This is a genomic window from Rhodococcus sp. MEB032, from assembly GCF_030208925.1.
GTDB lineage: Bacteria > Actinomycetota > Actinomycetes > Mycobacteriales > Mycobacteriaceae > Rhodococcus_F > Rhodococcus_F qingshengii.
Window position 1 is genome coordinate 12,614 of record NZ_JARVSY010000014.1, and the last position, 15,050, is coordinate 27,663.

The 15,050-nt window shown below is 63.2% G+C and carries 11 protein-coding genes; 7 read left to right on the plus strand and 4 right to left on the minus strand.

The window, feature by feature from the left end; translation table 11 throughout:
• Positions 1–3 precede the first annotated feature (3 nt).
• The 3 genes from QRN54_RS16510 to QRN54_RS16520 form a co-directional block, all read right to left on the minus strand.
• Positions 4–3,897, minus strand: a complete 3,894-nt coding sequence (locus tag QRN54_RS16510) for a Pls/PosA family non-ribosomal peptide synthetase (RefSeq protein ID WP_275231443.1) — start codon at positions 3,895–3,897, stop codon at positions 4–6.
• Positions 3,898–4,019: 122 nt separating this feature from the next.
• The gene (locus QRN54_RS16515) at positions 4,020–5,873 is read right to left on the minus strand and encodes a BCCT family transporter (protein ID WP_285182440.1); all 1,854 of its coding nucleotides are present in this window, start codon (positions 5,871–5,873) and stop codon (positions 4,020–4,022) included.
• 428 nt (positions 5,874–6,301) lie between these two features.
• Positions 6,302–6,604, minus strand: a complete 303-nt coding sequence (locus tag QRN54_RS16520; protein WP_232329970.1) for a ribosomal protein L7/L12 — start codon at positions 6,602–6,604, stop codon at positions 6,302–6,304.
• Between the two features lie 3 nt (positions 6,605–6,607).
• Here QRN54_RS16520 and QRN54_RS16525 point away from each other — a divergent pair, with 3 nt between their 5' ends.
• Positions 6,608–7,072, plus strand: coding sequence for a hypothetical protein (locus QRN54_RS16525; RefSeq protein ID WP_372455471.1), 465 nt, complete (start codon positions 6,608–6,610; stop codon positions 7,070–7,072).
• Here QRN54_RS16525 and QRN54_RS16530 read toward each other — a convergent pair.
• Positions 7,060–7,200, minus strand: coding sequence for a hypothetical protein (locus tag QRN54_RS16530; RefSeq protein WP_003941170.1), 141 nt, complete (start codon positions 7,198–7,200; stop codon positions 7,060–7,062). The two genes, QRN54_RS16525 and QRN54_RS16530, sit on opposite strands and share 13 nt — an antisense overlap.
• 244 nt (positions 7,201–7,444) lie before the next feature.
• On the opposite strand from QRN54_RS16530, the gene QRN54_RS16535 reads away from it, so the two are divergent.
• The 6 genes from QRN54_RS16535 (at position 7,445) to QRN54_RS16560 (ending at position 15,009) form a co-directional block, all read left to right on the plus strand.
• On the plus strand, positions 7,445–8,176 hold the full coding sequence (locus QRN54_RS16535; protein ID WP_042922757.1) for an SDR family oxidoreductase: 732 nt from the start codon (positions 7,445–7,447) through the stop codon (positions 8,174–8,176).
• A 151-nt stretch (positions 8,177–8,327) separates the two neighbouring features.
• Positions 8,328–9,695, plus strand: coding sequence for a purine-cytosine permease family protein (locus QRN54_RS16540; protein WP_285182441.1), 1,368 nt, complete (start codon positions 8,328–8,330; stop codon positions 9,693–9,695).
• Between the two features lie 30 nt (positions 9,696–9,725).
• Positions 9,726–11,306 (plus strand): hydantoinase/oxoprolinase N-terminal domain-containing protein, encoded by a 1,581-nt coding sequence (locus QRN54_RS16545; RefSeq protein WP_285182443.1) that lies wholly within the window; start codon positions 9,726–9,728, stop codon positions 11,304–11,306.
• Positions 11,303–12,412, plus strand: a complete 1,110-nt coding sequence (locus QRN54_RS16550) for an S-methyl thiohydantoin desulfurase family protein (RefSeq protein WP_050655919.1) — start codon at positions 11,303–11,305, stop codon at positions 12,410–12,412. Before QRN54_RS16545 ends, QRN54_RS16550 begins: the two co-directional genes overlap by 4 nt.
• A 6-nt stretch (positions 12,413–12,418) precedes the next feature.
• Positions 12,419–13,477, plus strand: a complete 1,059-nt coding sequence (locus QRN54_RS16555) for a DUF917 domain-containing protein (protein WP_285182445.1) — start codon at positions 12,419–12,421, stop codon at positions 13,475–13,477.
• The gene (locus tag QRN54_RS16560; protein WP_285182446.1) at positions 13,474–15,009 is read left to right on the plus strand and encodes a PucR family transcriptional regulator; all 1,536 of its coding nucleotides are present in this window, start codon (positions 13,474–13,476) and stop codon (positions 15,007–15,009) included. Before QRN54_RS16555 ends, QRN54_RS16560 begins: the two co-directional genes overlap by 4 nt.
• Positions 15,010–15,050 lie beyond the last annotated feature (41 nt).

The window sequence follows — 15,050 nt, forward strand, 5'->3', positions numbered from 1 at the left end:
GCTTCACGACGCCACCCACGGTGCAATCGGGTTGCCCTGCCAGCGGGTGGAGGGCGGAACGGTGTCACCTCGCATCACCAGAGATGCAGGCCCTACCGTCGCTCCCGCGCCGATGCCGGCTGCGGGTAGCGCGACACAGTGCGGTCCCAGCGTTGCTCCTGCTCCCAAAGTGACGGTGTCCATGGACATGATCCGATCATGGAAGAGATGAGTTTGCACGACGCACCCCCGTTCCACTGTCGCTCCGTCGCCCAAAGTCACAAGATCTGCCTCGGGTAGCCAGTACGACTCACACCAAACGCCCTTACCGATCTTGGCCCCGAGTCCACGCAAGAAGATGTTCAGTACGGCCGTACCAGTCGCCGCGCGAGCGAACCACGGCGCCGCGACGGTCTCGACGAAGGCGTCGGCTACCTCGTTTCGCCAGACGAACGAACTCCACAGCGGATGCTCGACCTTGGCGATGCGTCCGACGACGATCCACTTGGCGGCGATGGTGATCGCGCCCGCCACTGCTCCGGCGACGAGCAGAATTACGCCGCTCAGCAGAGCCGCGAACCAGAATCCGACTGCGCCGACCAGTGCTTCGAGTGCAAACAGAACACCGAGACCGATGCCGAACGTGACCATGACGGGGATCAGTCGGCAGGTTTCGACCACTCCGCGGGCGATCTTGAGGCGCATGGGCGGATTGAACGTGCGGGCGGCGTCGGTGTCTCCGGCAGCCCTTCTCAGACGTACCGGTGGACTACCCAGCCACGATGATCCGGACTTGGCCTTGGACGGGGTAGCCGACAGAACCGCCACCAGACCGTTCTTGGGGACGCGTCGACCGGGGGCGGTCATACCGGAGTTGCCGAGGAACGCGCGCTTGCCGATCTTCGCCTGTTCGATGTGCATCCAGCCGCCGCCGAGGCCGTAGCTCGCAACCATGGTGTCGTCAGCGAGGAATGCACCGTCGGCGACCGTCGTGAACTTGGGAAGGAGGAGCACGGTGGATGCTTCGACGTTCTTGCCGATCTTGGCGCCGAGAAGGCGGAGCCATCCCGGCGTCAGCAGGCTCGCGTAGAGCGGGAAGAGGAAGGTTCTGGCCGAGTCGAGCAGGCGTTCGGTCGCCCACACCTGCCAGCCGATGCGGCTGCGGACAGGGTGGTAACCGGGGGTCAGCCCGATCGAGAGAAGACGAACGGCCACAAGGGTGACGACTGCGAAGACGAGCAAACTCAGGATGGTCGCGACGGGAAGCATGATCAGCGATTGGAGCACTGCGCTCGCGAGCGTGTCGGTGTCGCGAATCCACCAACCGATCAATGCGATCCCGGCCATCAGCGCGAAGATCGGCATACCGGCCAGGAAGACCGAGGTGACGCCGTATACCGGCACCCAGCCGGGTGCACGCTTCGGATGTTCGGCAGGCCAAGGATGATTCGCTTTCCCGACCTTGGTGGCGGGGGAGCCGGCCCACTGCTGGTTTGCCTTCACTCGGCCGAACACCGCAGATCCGGGTTCGACGACGGCGTCGCGACCGATACGCGCGCCGGGCAGAAGCGTCGAGCGTGAACCGACGGAGGCGCCGTCACCGATCTTGATCTCGCCGATGTGAATGACGTCGCCGTCGATCCAGTGGCCGGAGAGGTCGACTTCGGGTTCGACGGAGCAGCCGTCACCGAGTTCGAGCATGCCGGTGATGGGAGGAAGGGTGTGGAGATCGACGCCGCTGCCGATGTCGGCGCCGAGGGCGCGGGCGTAGTAGAGCATCCACGGTGCGCCCGAAAGGTTGGCTGCGCCACTGGCTTCGGTGAGTCGCAGCGCTATCCACAGACGCAGGTGTTCACTACCGCCTCGGGGATACGTGCCCGGTTCCAGCTTGCGCAGGAGCAGGCGCGCTCCGACGACAGCGATGGTCATGCGCCCGATCGGCGTGATGAACACGATGAATGCCAACAGGATCCACCACCACGAGACCGTGGGCGCCCAGCTGACGTCGACGAACCAGCCGAGGACGTTGTTCGCGATCGCCAGCCACGTCACCCACTGCAGTCCGGTGAGCGTCGTGAGCGGAACGGTGACGGCGATCTGCGCGAGCTGAGTCTTGAAGGGTGTCGGAGCGACGATGCGCGGCTCCACAGTTTCGGTGGGTGCCAATTCGTCGAGATATTCGGCGAGCGATCCCAACCGTGGGTGGTCGTAGAGCTGTGCGACGGTCACTTCGGGGAACCGCTCGCGCAGGGCGGTTACCAGCTGAGCCGCAGAGAGGGATCCGCCGCCCACTTCGAAGAAGTCGTCGTCGAGTCCGGTGATCTGCGCGCCCAGGATCGAACCCCACAGACCGGCAACCCAGGCAGCGGTGCCGTCGAGGCCCAACGCGGCCCCCGCATCTTCACCGGCGCCGGGCAACGGCCACGGCAGCGCATTGCGGTCGACCTTGCCTGACGTACGCGTCGGAAGTTCGTCCATCAACGCCAGACGCGGCACGAGGGCCGCTGGTAGTTGCTCGCTGAGCAGCGCATGAGCGGCCTTGAGATCGAAGTCGGGATCCGTGCTGGCGATGTATCCGACGAGGAGCTGGTTGCCGGCTGCCGTCTTCTTCACGGCTGCGGCAGCGCCGCTCACACCCGGCAGGTTCTGCAAGGCGTTGTCGACCTCACCGAGTTCGATGCGCCTGCCGCCGAGCTTGACCTGATCGTCCGCGCGGCCCTGGAACATCAGGCCGGTGGTCTCGAGCCGGACCAGGTCGCCGCTTCGGTAGGCGCGATCCCACCCGAGCGAGGGCATCGACGCGTACTTCTCGGCGTCCTTCGCGGGATCGAGGTAACGGGCGAGGCCGACGCCGCCGATCACCAGCTCGCCCACCTCACCGACCGCGACGGGATTGCTCTGGGCGTCGACGACGGCAAGGTCCCAGCCGTCGAGGGGGAGGCCGATGCTGACGGGGCTCTTGCCGTCCATCAGTGCGCCGCAGGCGACGACGGTTGCCTCGGTGGGGCCGTAAGTGTTCCAGACCTCGCGGCCCTCGACGGCCAGGCGCTCTGCCAGTTCGGGTGGGCAGGCTTCGCCGCCGAAGATCAGGAGTCGAACGGCTTCGAGGGCCTCGGCCGGCCACAGAGACGCAAGCGTCGGCACAGTGGAGACGATGCTGACGTCACGCGAGACCAGCCACGGGCCGAGGTCCATGCCGCTGCGAACCAGCGAACGAGGAGCCGGGACGAGGCAGGCGCCGTGGCGCCACGCGAGCCACATCTCCTCGCAGGACGCGTCGAATGCCACGGAGAGTCCCGCGAGGACGCGGTCACCAGGCCCGATGGGCTCGTCCTGGAGGAACATGCGCGCCTCGGCGTCGACGAAGGCAGCGGCATTGAGGTGAGTGACCGCGACGCCCTTGGGGGTGCCCGTGGATCCTGAGGTGAAGATGATCCAGGCGTCGTCCTCGGGTTCGGGTTCGCGAACCGGTGGATGTTCGAGCCGCTTCGGCGCCGTCCCCGGCTGGATTCCGTCGCCGGTGATGATTGCCGCTACCTGCGCCTCGCCGAACACCAACTCGGCGCGCTCTTCCGGATCGTCGGCGTCGACGGGAACGTAGGCGGCGCCCGCCGCGAGGATCGACAGGATCGCCACGTACAGCGAACGCGAACCTGACGGCATCCTGATTCCGACGCGGTCACCTGCGCCGACGCCGGCATCACCGAGCCAGCGCGCACCGAGCGCGATCTCGTCGAGCAACTCCGAGTACGACAGTGTGGTGTCGCCGTCGTCGATGGCAGGTGCTTCCGGGTTGGCCTCGGCTGAGGCCCGCACGATGTCGATGAGCGTGCGCGGCGCAGGTGCATGCGCCGACCGTAGGAATACGGACGGAATCCCGAAAGATTGTTCCGTCTCCGACTGCGACTGGAGTGGCAAACCCGTTGGTCCTGTTCTACTCACGAAACTTAGAGTCCTGCGAACTGTCGAGTTGAAAGTCTCATGACAAGTTTGCGAGTTGGTGAACAGATATGCCTAATGCAACATGCCGAACGTGCCGGTCAGTCCGTACTGGCAGCTTGCGCGTGGCCTTCTGCCGAGTCGGCGAACTCGGGTGTGTCGAACACCTCTCCGCCCAGTGGATCGACGACCTTCGATTCCTCGGAGAAGTCGACGGCGCCGGTATCCGGGTCGATGTTGACCGCATGGGCGGGGACTTCGTGGACCGCGACGAGCATGTGGGCGTCGGAGGGATCCGTCATGATCCCGCTTTGTGACGGAGTGAGCCCGGCGAAGGTCGACGAGATCTTCAGATCGCGGAGCCGCTTTTCGGTGGGTTGCGGAACGTCGGTCGATGCCGAGGCATTTGTAGAAACCCGCAGGTAGCGTGGTGCCGACGCGACCTCGTATCGGAACGCCTTCAGCATCGACAGACATGCCAGCACCATGATGACCGAGAACGGTACCGCCGTGGCGATGGCAACGGTTTGCAGCGCCGTGAGCGATCCACTGCCACCCACGATGAGGAGAACTGCGGCCGCGGCACCGGAGAGGAACGTCCAGTAGACACGCGTGATCTTGGAGGTCTCCAAGCTGCCACCGGTCGCAAGGATGTCGATGACGATCGAGCCGGAATCCGCGGACGTGACGAAGAAGAAGACGATCACGACGATCGCGAGAACACTCGAAATCGTTCCGAGCGGAAGTCCGTCGAGAAGCGTGAACAGCGACGTGTTGGTGTCCACTGCGCCGGATGCGTCGAGCATCGTGCCCTCGTTGCGCTGACGCAGAATGCCGGAGTTACCGAAGATCGTGAACCACAACGAACCAACCAGCGTCGGGGCCAGCAGCACACCGAAGACGAATTCGCGGATGGTGCGGCCGCGTGAGATGCGCGCGATGAACATGCCGACGAACGGTGCCCAGCTCATCCACCAACCCCAGTAGAAGATGGTCCATGCGCCCTGCCAGCCGTCTTCGGCGAACGGGGACGTACGCAGCATCAGTTCGGGCAAGGCCTGGACGTATCCGCCGAGGTTCTGCACCCACGACTGCATGAGGAACAGCGTCGGTCCCAGAATCAGGACGAACAGTGCCAGCGCGGCAGCGAGCATCATGTTGATGTTGGAGAGCCACTTGAGGCCCTTCGTGACACCGGAGATGACCGAGAAGGTCGCCATGCCCGTCACGATGACGATGATGGTGATGACCAACCAGTTGTCGGTCTCCACCCAGCCGAGGTAGTCGAGGCCGGCCGAGATCTGCTGGACACCGAAGCCCAGCGACGTCGCGACACCGAACAGCGTGCCGACGATGGCGACGACGTCAATGGCGTGGCCGATCTTTCCTTCGATGTGAGCCCGTCCGAGGAGCGGCTCGAGCAGCCAACGGATCGACAGCGGGCGACCCTTTCGGTAGGTCATGTACGCCAGACCAAGGCCGACGACGACGTAGATCGCCCATGCATGCAAGCCCCAGTGGAACAGCGTCAGTTCCATGGCTTGATTGGCTGCGGCGTCCGTGGATCCGGCGATCTGCCCGGCGACGGGTGGGGTCACGTAGTGCGAAAGTGGTTCGGCTACTCCGTAGAACACGAGCCCGATGCCCATGCCGGCGCTGAAGAGCATCGCGAACCACGAGAGCATCCCGAACTCGGGCTGCTCGTCGTCACGTCCCAATCGGATGTTGCCGATGCGGCTGATTCCGCAGTACAGCGCGAAGATCACGAAACCGGTGGCCGAGAGGATGTACCACCAGCCGACGCCGTCGCTGATCACGTTGTTGAGTGTTTCGAAAGCATCCGCGGCGGTTCCCGCGTAGATCACGGCAAAGGCGATCAGGGCAAAGATCACTATCGACGCGGGGATGAACACGGGTTTCCGTAGTTCACGCCACGCAGTTTTGACCGCAGTCATTCCACTCCTCGAACGTTCAGGCATTCACAGCGCCCATCAGGGCGGCCACGTGTCACGCGTAGGTGGGCGTTTCGCTCACACCATCGCAGGTCAAGACCGGGCTATTGCTTTGAAATTCAACGTAACGTCAAGTTTCGGTCAACTCAACTGGACGAAAGATGCTGCACTGTCGCGAAAGTTCTCACTGGATGCCGTAGTTCCGGTTGTAAATCGTTGGGTAATAGTGGCATTGGGTCATGAGTGGAATGCTGAACGGCGAATTCGATTGGTACGGTGAGTTGAATCGGTCGAGTCGACGCTCACCGATTGACCACATTTGTCAAACTCGGCGAAACAGCCTGTCTGTCAGGTGGTTAACTCCTGGTGTGCTTGCCCGATCGTGGCGGTCAGGTGTCGATACCTAACTGTGATTGTGATGGTCGCAACTATCAGTGATGCGGGCCCTGTTCGCCCCGCTGAGCGTCGATCAGATCCATCGCATCCTTCAGACCCAAGCCCGGATGCAGTTCGCGTAGTGCCTTGATTGCCGGAATGCGGTCGTCAGTCGACGCGAGTGCGCTACGGACGTCGTCGGCGGGTATTTCGGTGGGGGCAGTTGTCCCTTCCCACCACACCGACTGAGGTTTGTTCCTGTTTCGCCAGGCTTGGACGGTGCCGTAGGCAAATCCGGCCGTCGCGAAAAGCCAGATTGCCAGGCGAACCCAATTACCGGTTGTCGGTTCCGTGGTCACTGTATGGATGGTGCTCGGACCGATTACGACTACGAGCAGGACGAGGCCAATCGTCTGCCACCATCGCTCGACGCGCCTGCTCGGATTCCACCACTCGGCCATCGATCGATACTCGCACAGTGCTGCGGTTTCGATGCGACGATGGAGATCATGGAGATTCGTGATGCGGTGGAGCGATTTCGAGGGGAATCAGGGACCTCGACGATCTTCGGAGAACCGCACCAGACCAGCGACGGATCGACGATCATCACGGTTTCGCGTCTACACCGGCGGTGGCGCCGCGACCCGATACCGGTGCCAGTGGGAGTGTTCTCGATCCACGAGGGTGAGCCGTCGTGGTCACCGGCCGTCGATCACACCAGGGCGGCTTTGATGGGGGAGTTCATCGGGTTGGCGGCCGCAGTGATCGCAACTCTGGCCGTTCTACGTCGACCGCCCTGGCCTGATGTGACGATTCAGAAGGGGTGACCCAGAATTACGCCGATCAGTTGGAACGGCATCGCGAGGAACATCGATCCGACGTAGAGCGGATAGCGAATCGGATCGCCGGCGAGGTAACCCTCGGCGAGCCAGGCCATGACGTCTGCTGATCCCATAGTCGTTACTTCCCTTCGCTGTTGTGGTTCACCGACATTTTCGGTCGTGGGAGTTGTTTTGTTACAAGCGAACTCGAAGGAGGGGTACATGCGAAGGCAGTTTCGACGCAGCAAACGTCGTCAAGCGAGATCCCCGGGGGCGGTGTCCTCTAACAGCTAAGTCTCGATACTTAGCACTGTGCCGTAGTGAAATCTGTGCATTCTGCACATGTCGGGACAATTAGGTGAGCCCTACAGTCGCTGCATGACAACGACACCTTCTCCTCTCTCAGGCAAGACCGTCGTACTGATCGGCGGCGGAACAGGCATCGGGCTGCGAGTGGCGCAGCTTGCCGTCGACGCCGGCGCGCAGGTAGTTCTCGGTGGCCGAACCGCATCCAAGCTCGAAGCAGCGGCCGCGCAGCTGGGTGAGGCGGCGCACTGGTTCACCGTCGACACCTCCGACGACGACTCGGTGAAAGCGTTCTTCACCAACATCCCCAGCGTCGATGCGCTCTTCACCACGGCTGCCGATTACCAGGTCGGCTCGTTCCGTGAACAGAGCGTCGAGGAAGCGGCGTCGCCGTTCACCTCCAAGTTCTGGGGGCAGTACCGCGTCGTGCACGCTGCGCTCGACAAGCTGACACCCACCGCATCGGTGGTCCTCATGTCCGGCGCTGCCAGTGTGCGGCCACCCGCAGCTGCCGCGGCATACGTTGCAGCCAACGCGGCAATCGAGGGGCTCGGGCGGGGGCTGGCGGTCGAACTGTCGCCGATCCGCGTCAACACTGTCGCTCCCGGAACCATCGACGGGCATCTGTGGGCTCAGCGCCCGGCGGAGGTTCGGGAGGCCGCGTTCACCTGGAGTGCCGAGAACAACGTGCTCGGCCGCGTCGGGAACGAAGACGAGATTGCACAAGCGGTGTTCTATCTCTTCACCAACACGTACACAACGGGTTCCACGCTGTACCCCGACGGCGGGTACGCGTTGCGTTAGACCCGTGCCATTTGGCGACTGTGTGAAATGACGACTGTGCGAAATGCATTGTCGTAACACGAAGAAACGCCAATTCGCCCATAGGCGTGACCCCTGCCACATTCGTACCGTCTTCTCCGAGAACACTTCCCAACTATTCGAGGAGTCCGTCATGAAAAACACGTCAGCGACCGCCGCCGGCGGTGAAGTGTCCGACGGTGACGACTACGCGCTCACCCGCGTTCCCGACGAAGCACGATATTCGTGGTTCTCGGTGGCAGTACAGCGATTCGGTCAGGTATCGGCACTCGCACAGTTCTTGCTCGGTGCGACGCTCGGCTACGGTATGACGTTCTGGAATGCCTTCTGGGCATTGACAGTCGGGGCGGTGATTCTCGAGGTCGTCTGTATTTTCATCGGCATCATCGGGGTTCGTGAAGGGCTCAACACATCGGTGGTCGCACGCTGGTGTGGATTCGGGCACGCAGGTTCCGCGGTGATCGGTTTGGTGATCGGGGTCAGCCTGATCGGTTGGTTCGGCATTCAATCTGCTGTCTCTGCATCAGGTTTGCACGGAATCATGCCGTTTCTGCCGCAGTGGGCGTGGGCTTTGGCCTTCGGTCTCCTGATCACCGCGATAGTCCTTCGCGGGTTCGGATCCATGCAACTGATCGCCAACATCACCGTTCCGCTGTTCCTGATCCTGGTCGGTTGGGCCGTCGTCGCCGAACTGCGTAATCACTCGCTGTCAGATCTGATGACATCTGCGCCGGCCGGGCCGGAGCTCAGCTTCCTCGCCGGAACTACCATCGTCGCAGGCGGTTTCATTGCCGGAGCAGTGATCACACCCGACATGACGCGCTTCAACCGCACGGCAGGCGATGTCGTGAAGCAGACGCTCGTCGGAATAACGTTGGGCGAATACGTGATCGGGCTGACCGGTGTTCTCCTTGCCCATGCCGTTCGCAGTTCCGACATTGCCACGATCATTCTCTCGTCGGTCGGTTGGGTCGGCGTTCTGATCATCGTTCTCGGCACCTTCAAGATCAACGACTGGAACCTGTACAGCTCGGGGCTCGGCGTCGTGAACTTCATCGACGTCGTGTTCGGTCGACGGATCAATCGCGCAGTTGTCACAGCAGTTGTCGGCATCACCGGTTCGGTCCTCGCGGCTGCCGGAATCCTGAACTCGTTCACCGACTTCCTGATCCTGTTGGGCGTCGGATTCCCGCCGATCGCCGGGATCATGGTGGCGGAATACTTCATCGTCAAGACATGGCGCAAGGATCTGGAGGAGAGTCGAGCTGCGGGTACCCTCCCGAACTCGGCACCCACTTGGGTACCGGCCACGCTGGTGATCTGGATCGTCTCGGCGCTGATCGGTCATTACAGCACCTTCGGCCTGCCGTCGATCAACGCGGTGGCCTCGGCCTTCGTTCTCTACGTCGTCGCGGGTCGACTCGGCCTGATTCGCGGAGTCGGACGCACCGCAACCGAAGCGCCGCAAGAGACTTCGGGAAGATCTGCGCTCACGCACTAGCACGGCACACACTGTAGAAGGGAGTTCGCGATGCGAATCGGAATCGACGTCGGTGGTACGAACACCGATGCGGTCCTGATGGACGGGACCACCGTCATCGGGCATGTCAAACACTCGACCAGCAAGGACATCACCGGCGGAATCGGCGGAGCTCTGACGGCGCTGCAGCAGCAGTACTCGTTCTCTCCCAGCGCTGTTCAAGCAGTGATGATCGGCACGACGCACTTTCTCAACGCTCTCATCGAGCAACGCGGACTTGCACCGACAGCGGCTCTGCGATTGGGGCTTCCGGCGACCGCGGCGCTTCCTCCGATGGTGGGGTGGCCGCGAGACCTGGTCTCCGCTGTGCAAGGAAGGCGCTACCTCGCTCACGGTGGGCACGAGTTCGACGGTCGTCGTATTTCGTCGCTGGACCCCGACGAGATTCGCCGCCATGCCGCCGATATGGCTCGCAGCGGTACTCGTTCGGTCGCAATATCTTCGGTGTTCTCTCCGGTCAATCTCGAATGCGAAGCGGCCGCCGCGGAGATCGTGCGTGAGGAACTCGGCCCGGACGTCGCAATTTCGCTCTCGCACGAGATCGGTCGAGTGGGTCTACTCCAGCGGGAGAACGCGACCATCATCAATGCTGCGCTGCGCGAGCTCGCCGATCACATCGTCGACGGTCTTGCCCGATCTTTGGTCGAGCACGGCATTGTCGCGCCGCTGTACCTGAGCCAGAACGACGGAACCTTGATGGACATCGAGTACGCGAGGCGTTATCCGGTGGCGACTTTCGCTTCGGGGCCGACCAACTCCATGCGAGGCGCCGCTGTGCTGTCCGGTCTGGCCAGCTGTGCGGTGATCGACATCGGAGGTACCACTACCGACGTGGGCGTATTGACCAACGGTTTCCCGCGAGAAGCCACCACGGAGGTGACGGTCGCCGGGGTACGGACCAATTTCCGTATGCCGGACGTCTTCTCGATCGGTATCGGTGGTGGTTCGCTGGTGGATGCAGACGGACTCACAGTCGGACCCGAATCTGTGGGATACGAATTGGGTTCACGGGCAATCGTATTCGGCGGTGACACGTTGACGGCCACCGACATAGCCGTCGCGGCAGGCTTGGCCGACGTCGGAGATCGCAGTGCGGTGGCGCACCTCGACCGCGGCCTGGTGTCGACGGCACTCGACCGGATCTCGCGCCGAGTCGCCGACGCCGTGGAACAGATGCGGACCACGTCGGATCCACTTCCCGTTGTGGCGGTTGGCGGGGGATCGGTACTGCTGGAGCGTGAACTCCCGGGCCTGGGAACGGTGATTCGTCCTGAGCGCTTCGATGTTGCCAATGCGATCGGCGCTGCGATCGCGCAGGTCAGTGGTGAGGTAGATCGAGTCGAAGCGGTGCGGGACGGGCACCGGCAGGTTTTTGCCGACGATGCTCGCCAGGAGGCGATCGATCGGGCAGTCGCCGCAGGCGCACGGCCCGAGTCGGTGCAGATCGTGGAGTTCGACGAGGTCCCGATTCCGTATCTGCCGGGCAACGCAACACGTATTCGAGTGAAGGCAGTCGGTGACTTGGCACTGCACAGTGGTTTGGTCTCCACCGGTCAGGAGGGCTCACGATGAGTTGGACACTACGAACGGCGGATCTCGACGACCTCGCCAGGGGCGCAGCCTTGTTGGGCACCGGCGGCGGGGGAGATCCGTTCGTCGGCAAGATGTTGGTCACGCAGGCGCTCGGTGAGGCCGGTGAAATCACAATTCTCGATCCGGAGGAGCTTGATGACGACGCGTGGGTGATTCCCGTCGCGCAGATGGGTGCCCCGACCGTCGTGGTCGAAAAGATGCCGCGCGGAACCGAACCCGAGCTGGCGCTGATCACGTTGGAGAAGCACACGGGTCGAACTGCAGATGCCACGATGCCGATGGAGTGCGGCGGAATCAATTCGATGATTCCGTTGCTGGTGGCCGCACGGCGCGGCCTGCCGGTTGTCGACGCCGACGGGATGGGGCGAGCCTTTCCTCAGCTCGAGATGGAAACCTTCTCGGTGTACGGGATTTCGGCGAGTCCGCTCGCCATGGCGAACGAGCACGACGAGGTGGCGATCTTCGACACCGGAAGTGACAACAGCAGATTGGAGGGCCTCGCCCGCGGGGTGACGTCGAGGTTCGGTGGGATGGCGCACATCGCGCAGTACTCGATGACGGGTGCAGATGTGAAGCGGACGGCGATCCCACGGACTCTGTCGTTGGCCATGACCATCGGCCGGTCCATCAGACTTTCACGTGAGCAGCGGGTGGACCCGGTGCAGGCGCTTGTCGACAGTCTCGCCGACACGCTCTACGGATACGGGCGAGTTCTCTTTCACGGCAAGGTGATCGATGTCGACAGGCGAACCGATGAGGGGTTCGCTCGCGGTTCGGTGCGGATCGCCGGCGTCGGAGACGAAGAGCTGGAAGTTCAGTTCCAGAACGAAAATCTGATCGCCGTCCAATCCGGAGTGATGGTGGCGATCGTGCCAGACCTGATCTGCATCGTCGAGGCCGATACCGCCGAACCCATCACCACCGAGGGCTTGCGGTACGGGCAGCGCGTTGCGGTCATCGGGATCGCGACCCCACCCATCATGAGAACCCCGGAGGCACTGGCGGTCTTCGGCCCGGCTAGCTTCGGGCTCGATCGCCCGTTCCTGCCGGTGGAGACACTCGAGCAACCTGTACTGGCAGAATAGCGAGCCGTGAGCAGGCTGCACGCGGTCCGGGAGGCCGACCTCGACGCGATCGCAGCGGGGGCGGTGGTCCTGGGCTGCGGCGGGGGCGGCGATCCACGCTTGTTCGTGGAATTGCTGCGTCCACTGATGACGTCTACTTCGGTGGAGGTCGTCGCGCCGGACCAGTTGCCGGAGGAGGCATTGGTGATGCCGGTGGGAATCGTCGGATCGGCCCTGGCTTTGGAGGAGCAATTGCCCTCCGGGCGTGAGTTCGCAGATACTGCAGCAGCTTTGACGCGCTGGACCGGGAAGCGTCCGACCGCGGTGATGACTTTCGAAGGCGGTGGGCTCAACGCTCTCTCCGGAATTGCGGCGGCGTTGGCGTTGGGAATTCCCGTGGTCGACGCGGACCTGCTGGGTCGAGCGATGCCGCGGCTCGATCACTTCTCTCTCGCCGCAGCCGGGTTGGAATTGTGCCCGGTCACACTCACCCAGCCCGGCGGCCTCATTACCGTCGTCGACGGAGTGGATGTGCTCGGCGCCGAGGTAGCAGTGCGGTCGTTGATCGGGAGAACCAGCGGTTGGGGCGCTCTGGCGATCGCGTCGATTGATGCGCGGACGGTGCAGGAGGCGTGCATTCCGGGAACTCTCTCCCGAGCACACGAACTGGGTCAGCATATCGGGGCCCTGGGCAGTTGGCAGGAGATCGCGGAGAGCTCCGGGGCCCTGGTAATGGGGACTGGCCGGGTGCGTGCGGTCCGTCGTAGTCGTCCGGACACCGGCGATCGTCGGGGCAGCGTGATTCTCGAACACGATTCCGCGGTGATACGAGTCGAATTCGAGAGTGAGTTCCTGACCGTCGCGTTGGACGGCGAGATGATTGCAACGTGCCCGGACATCGTGACGTTGCTCGACGTGCGGACCGGCGCCTTCGTCTCGTGTGAATCCGTGCACCAGGGGCACGATGTGGCCGTGTTGGTTCTTCCCGGTCCACAGTGGTGGGCGGAAGAAGTGGGCAGATTGAAAGTTGTCGGCCCGCGGGCATTCGGGATCGACCACGACGCAGTGCTGATGGAGGCGCGATGAGCGCGAGTGTTTCGGCGTTGCTGAACAACCCGGCCTTTGTCGGGCTGTATCGACTGGCCGGGGAGGGTGATCCCGTCGTGACGACAGTGGGAGCACTCACCGGGGAATCGGCACAGTCGGCCGAGGCCGTGTCGGATGCGGCGAGTTCAGGATCAGTTCTGGTGATTCTCGATCGAATCGACATCGGGGAGTGGAGATTCGACGCTCTCCTTCGGCGCACAGCGGCGACCGGCTGCCAGGTGGTCGCTGTGCACAGCACTGCGGCGGAGGATGCGAATCTCTCGTTGCTTGCCGATCGGCTCGGACTGGTGGTGCTCGGAGTATCCGACCCGTGGCAGTTCAGCGTGGATCTTCGTGATCTTCTCTCGAATTCGCGGGCGGTGATGGCCGACGCAGTACTGCGGGCGACACACGCGGGCCAACGAGCCGGAGGAAGCGTCGAGAATCTTCTGTCGGTGCTACTGAACACCTTTCAGCGTTCATTCTTTCTCCTGGACTCGTCCGGACGTCCGATGACCGGCGCCGACGTGTTGTCAGACGCTGATCGAGCAGCTGCCGGTATGTTGTCGGGTCGCGGGGCGCCCACCACGGTCGAATTGGACTCCGGCGGGGTCCTGATTGCGTGCCCGGTGATGTCCGGCGCAGCCCGAGAGCCCTGGCTGGCGGTGCTGCTCCCGGTGCGTCAAAGCGTCGAAGAGGCTTCTCTCTCAGTGGTTCTCGACGTGGCCTCGTTGGCTGCCGGGCACCGACTGGCCGTTGCGCGCATGGTCGACGAGCGTGAAGCGCGCCGGCGTAGCGCGTTGCTCGGTGAACTGATCGACACGTCAGCAGACGCCACACCCGGACTGCTCCGGCGCGCACTCGACGCGGGTTGGATGCTGGACGGATGGCACATCGGCATCAAAGTCCTGGCGGTCGGTGAGGTCGACCTGGTGGCAAGACGCAGCGAGGTTGCAGATGCTCTCGCCGCCGAGGGAATCGACGCCAATGTCGTGGAACAGGCTGACGGCTGGGCGGCGTGGACGACTCTGCCAGGCGAGCCGCGACCGGAGGCGATCACCAGGATCGCCGAGTGCATCCGTGCAGCTCAGGCCAGGTTGGAACCCACGATGGAGACCTGGGTAGGTGTGGGACGCGCACACGACGGTCCGGCTGGAATCGGTTCGTCCCTGTCGGAGGCCGGGGATGCCGCTCGGCTCGCCGGTTCCCGATCTCAAACAGGTCGATTCCTGCACGTGGACCGCCTCGGGCTGGCGCAGTTGCTGCTGGCGTGGACGCGAACCGACACCTTCCAGCCTGCGGCCGCAGCATTGCTCGCACCGCTACGCGATTCCAATGGAGAGTTGCTCGAGACTCTGTCGACGTACCTCGACGAAGAATCGTCTCTGGCTCACACCGCAACCCGAATGGGGTTGCACCGCAACACCGTATCGAGTCGGATCGATAGAATTCAGCGCCTTCTCTCGGTCGATCTGGCCGATCCGGAAACGCGACTCGCGCTCCACCTTGCTTGCCGGACCATCGCGCCCTGACGGAGATCTTCGCGGCTTCGTCTTGACAAGCACGGGAGGTT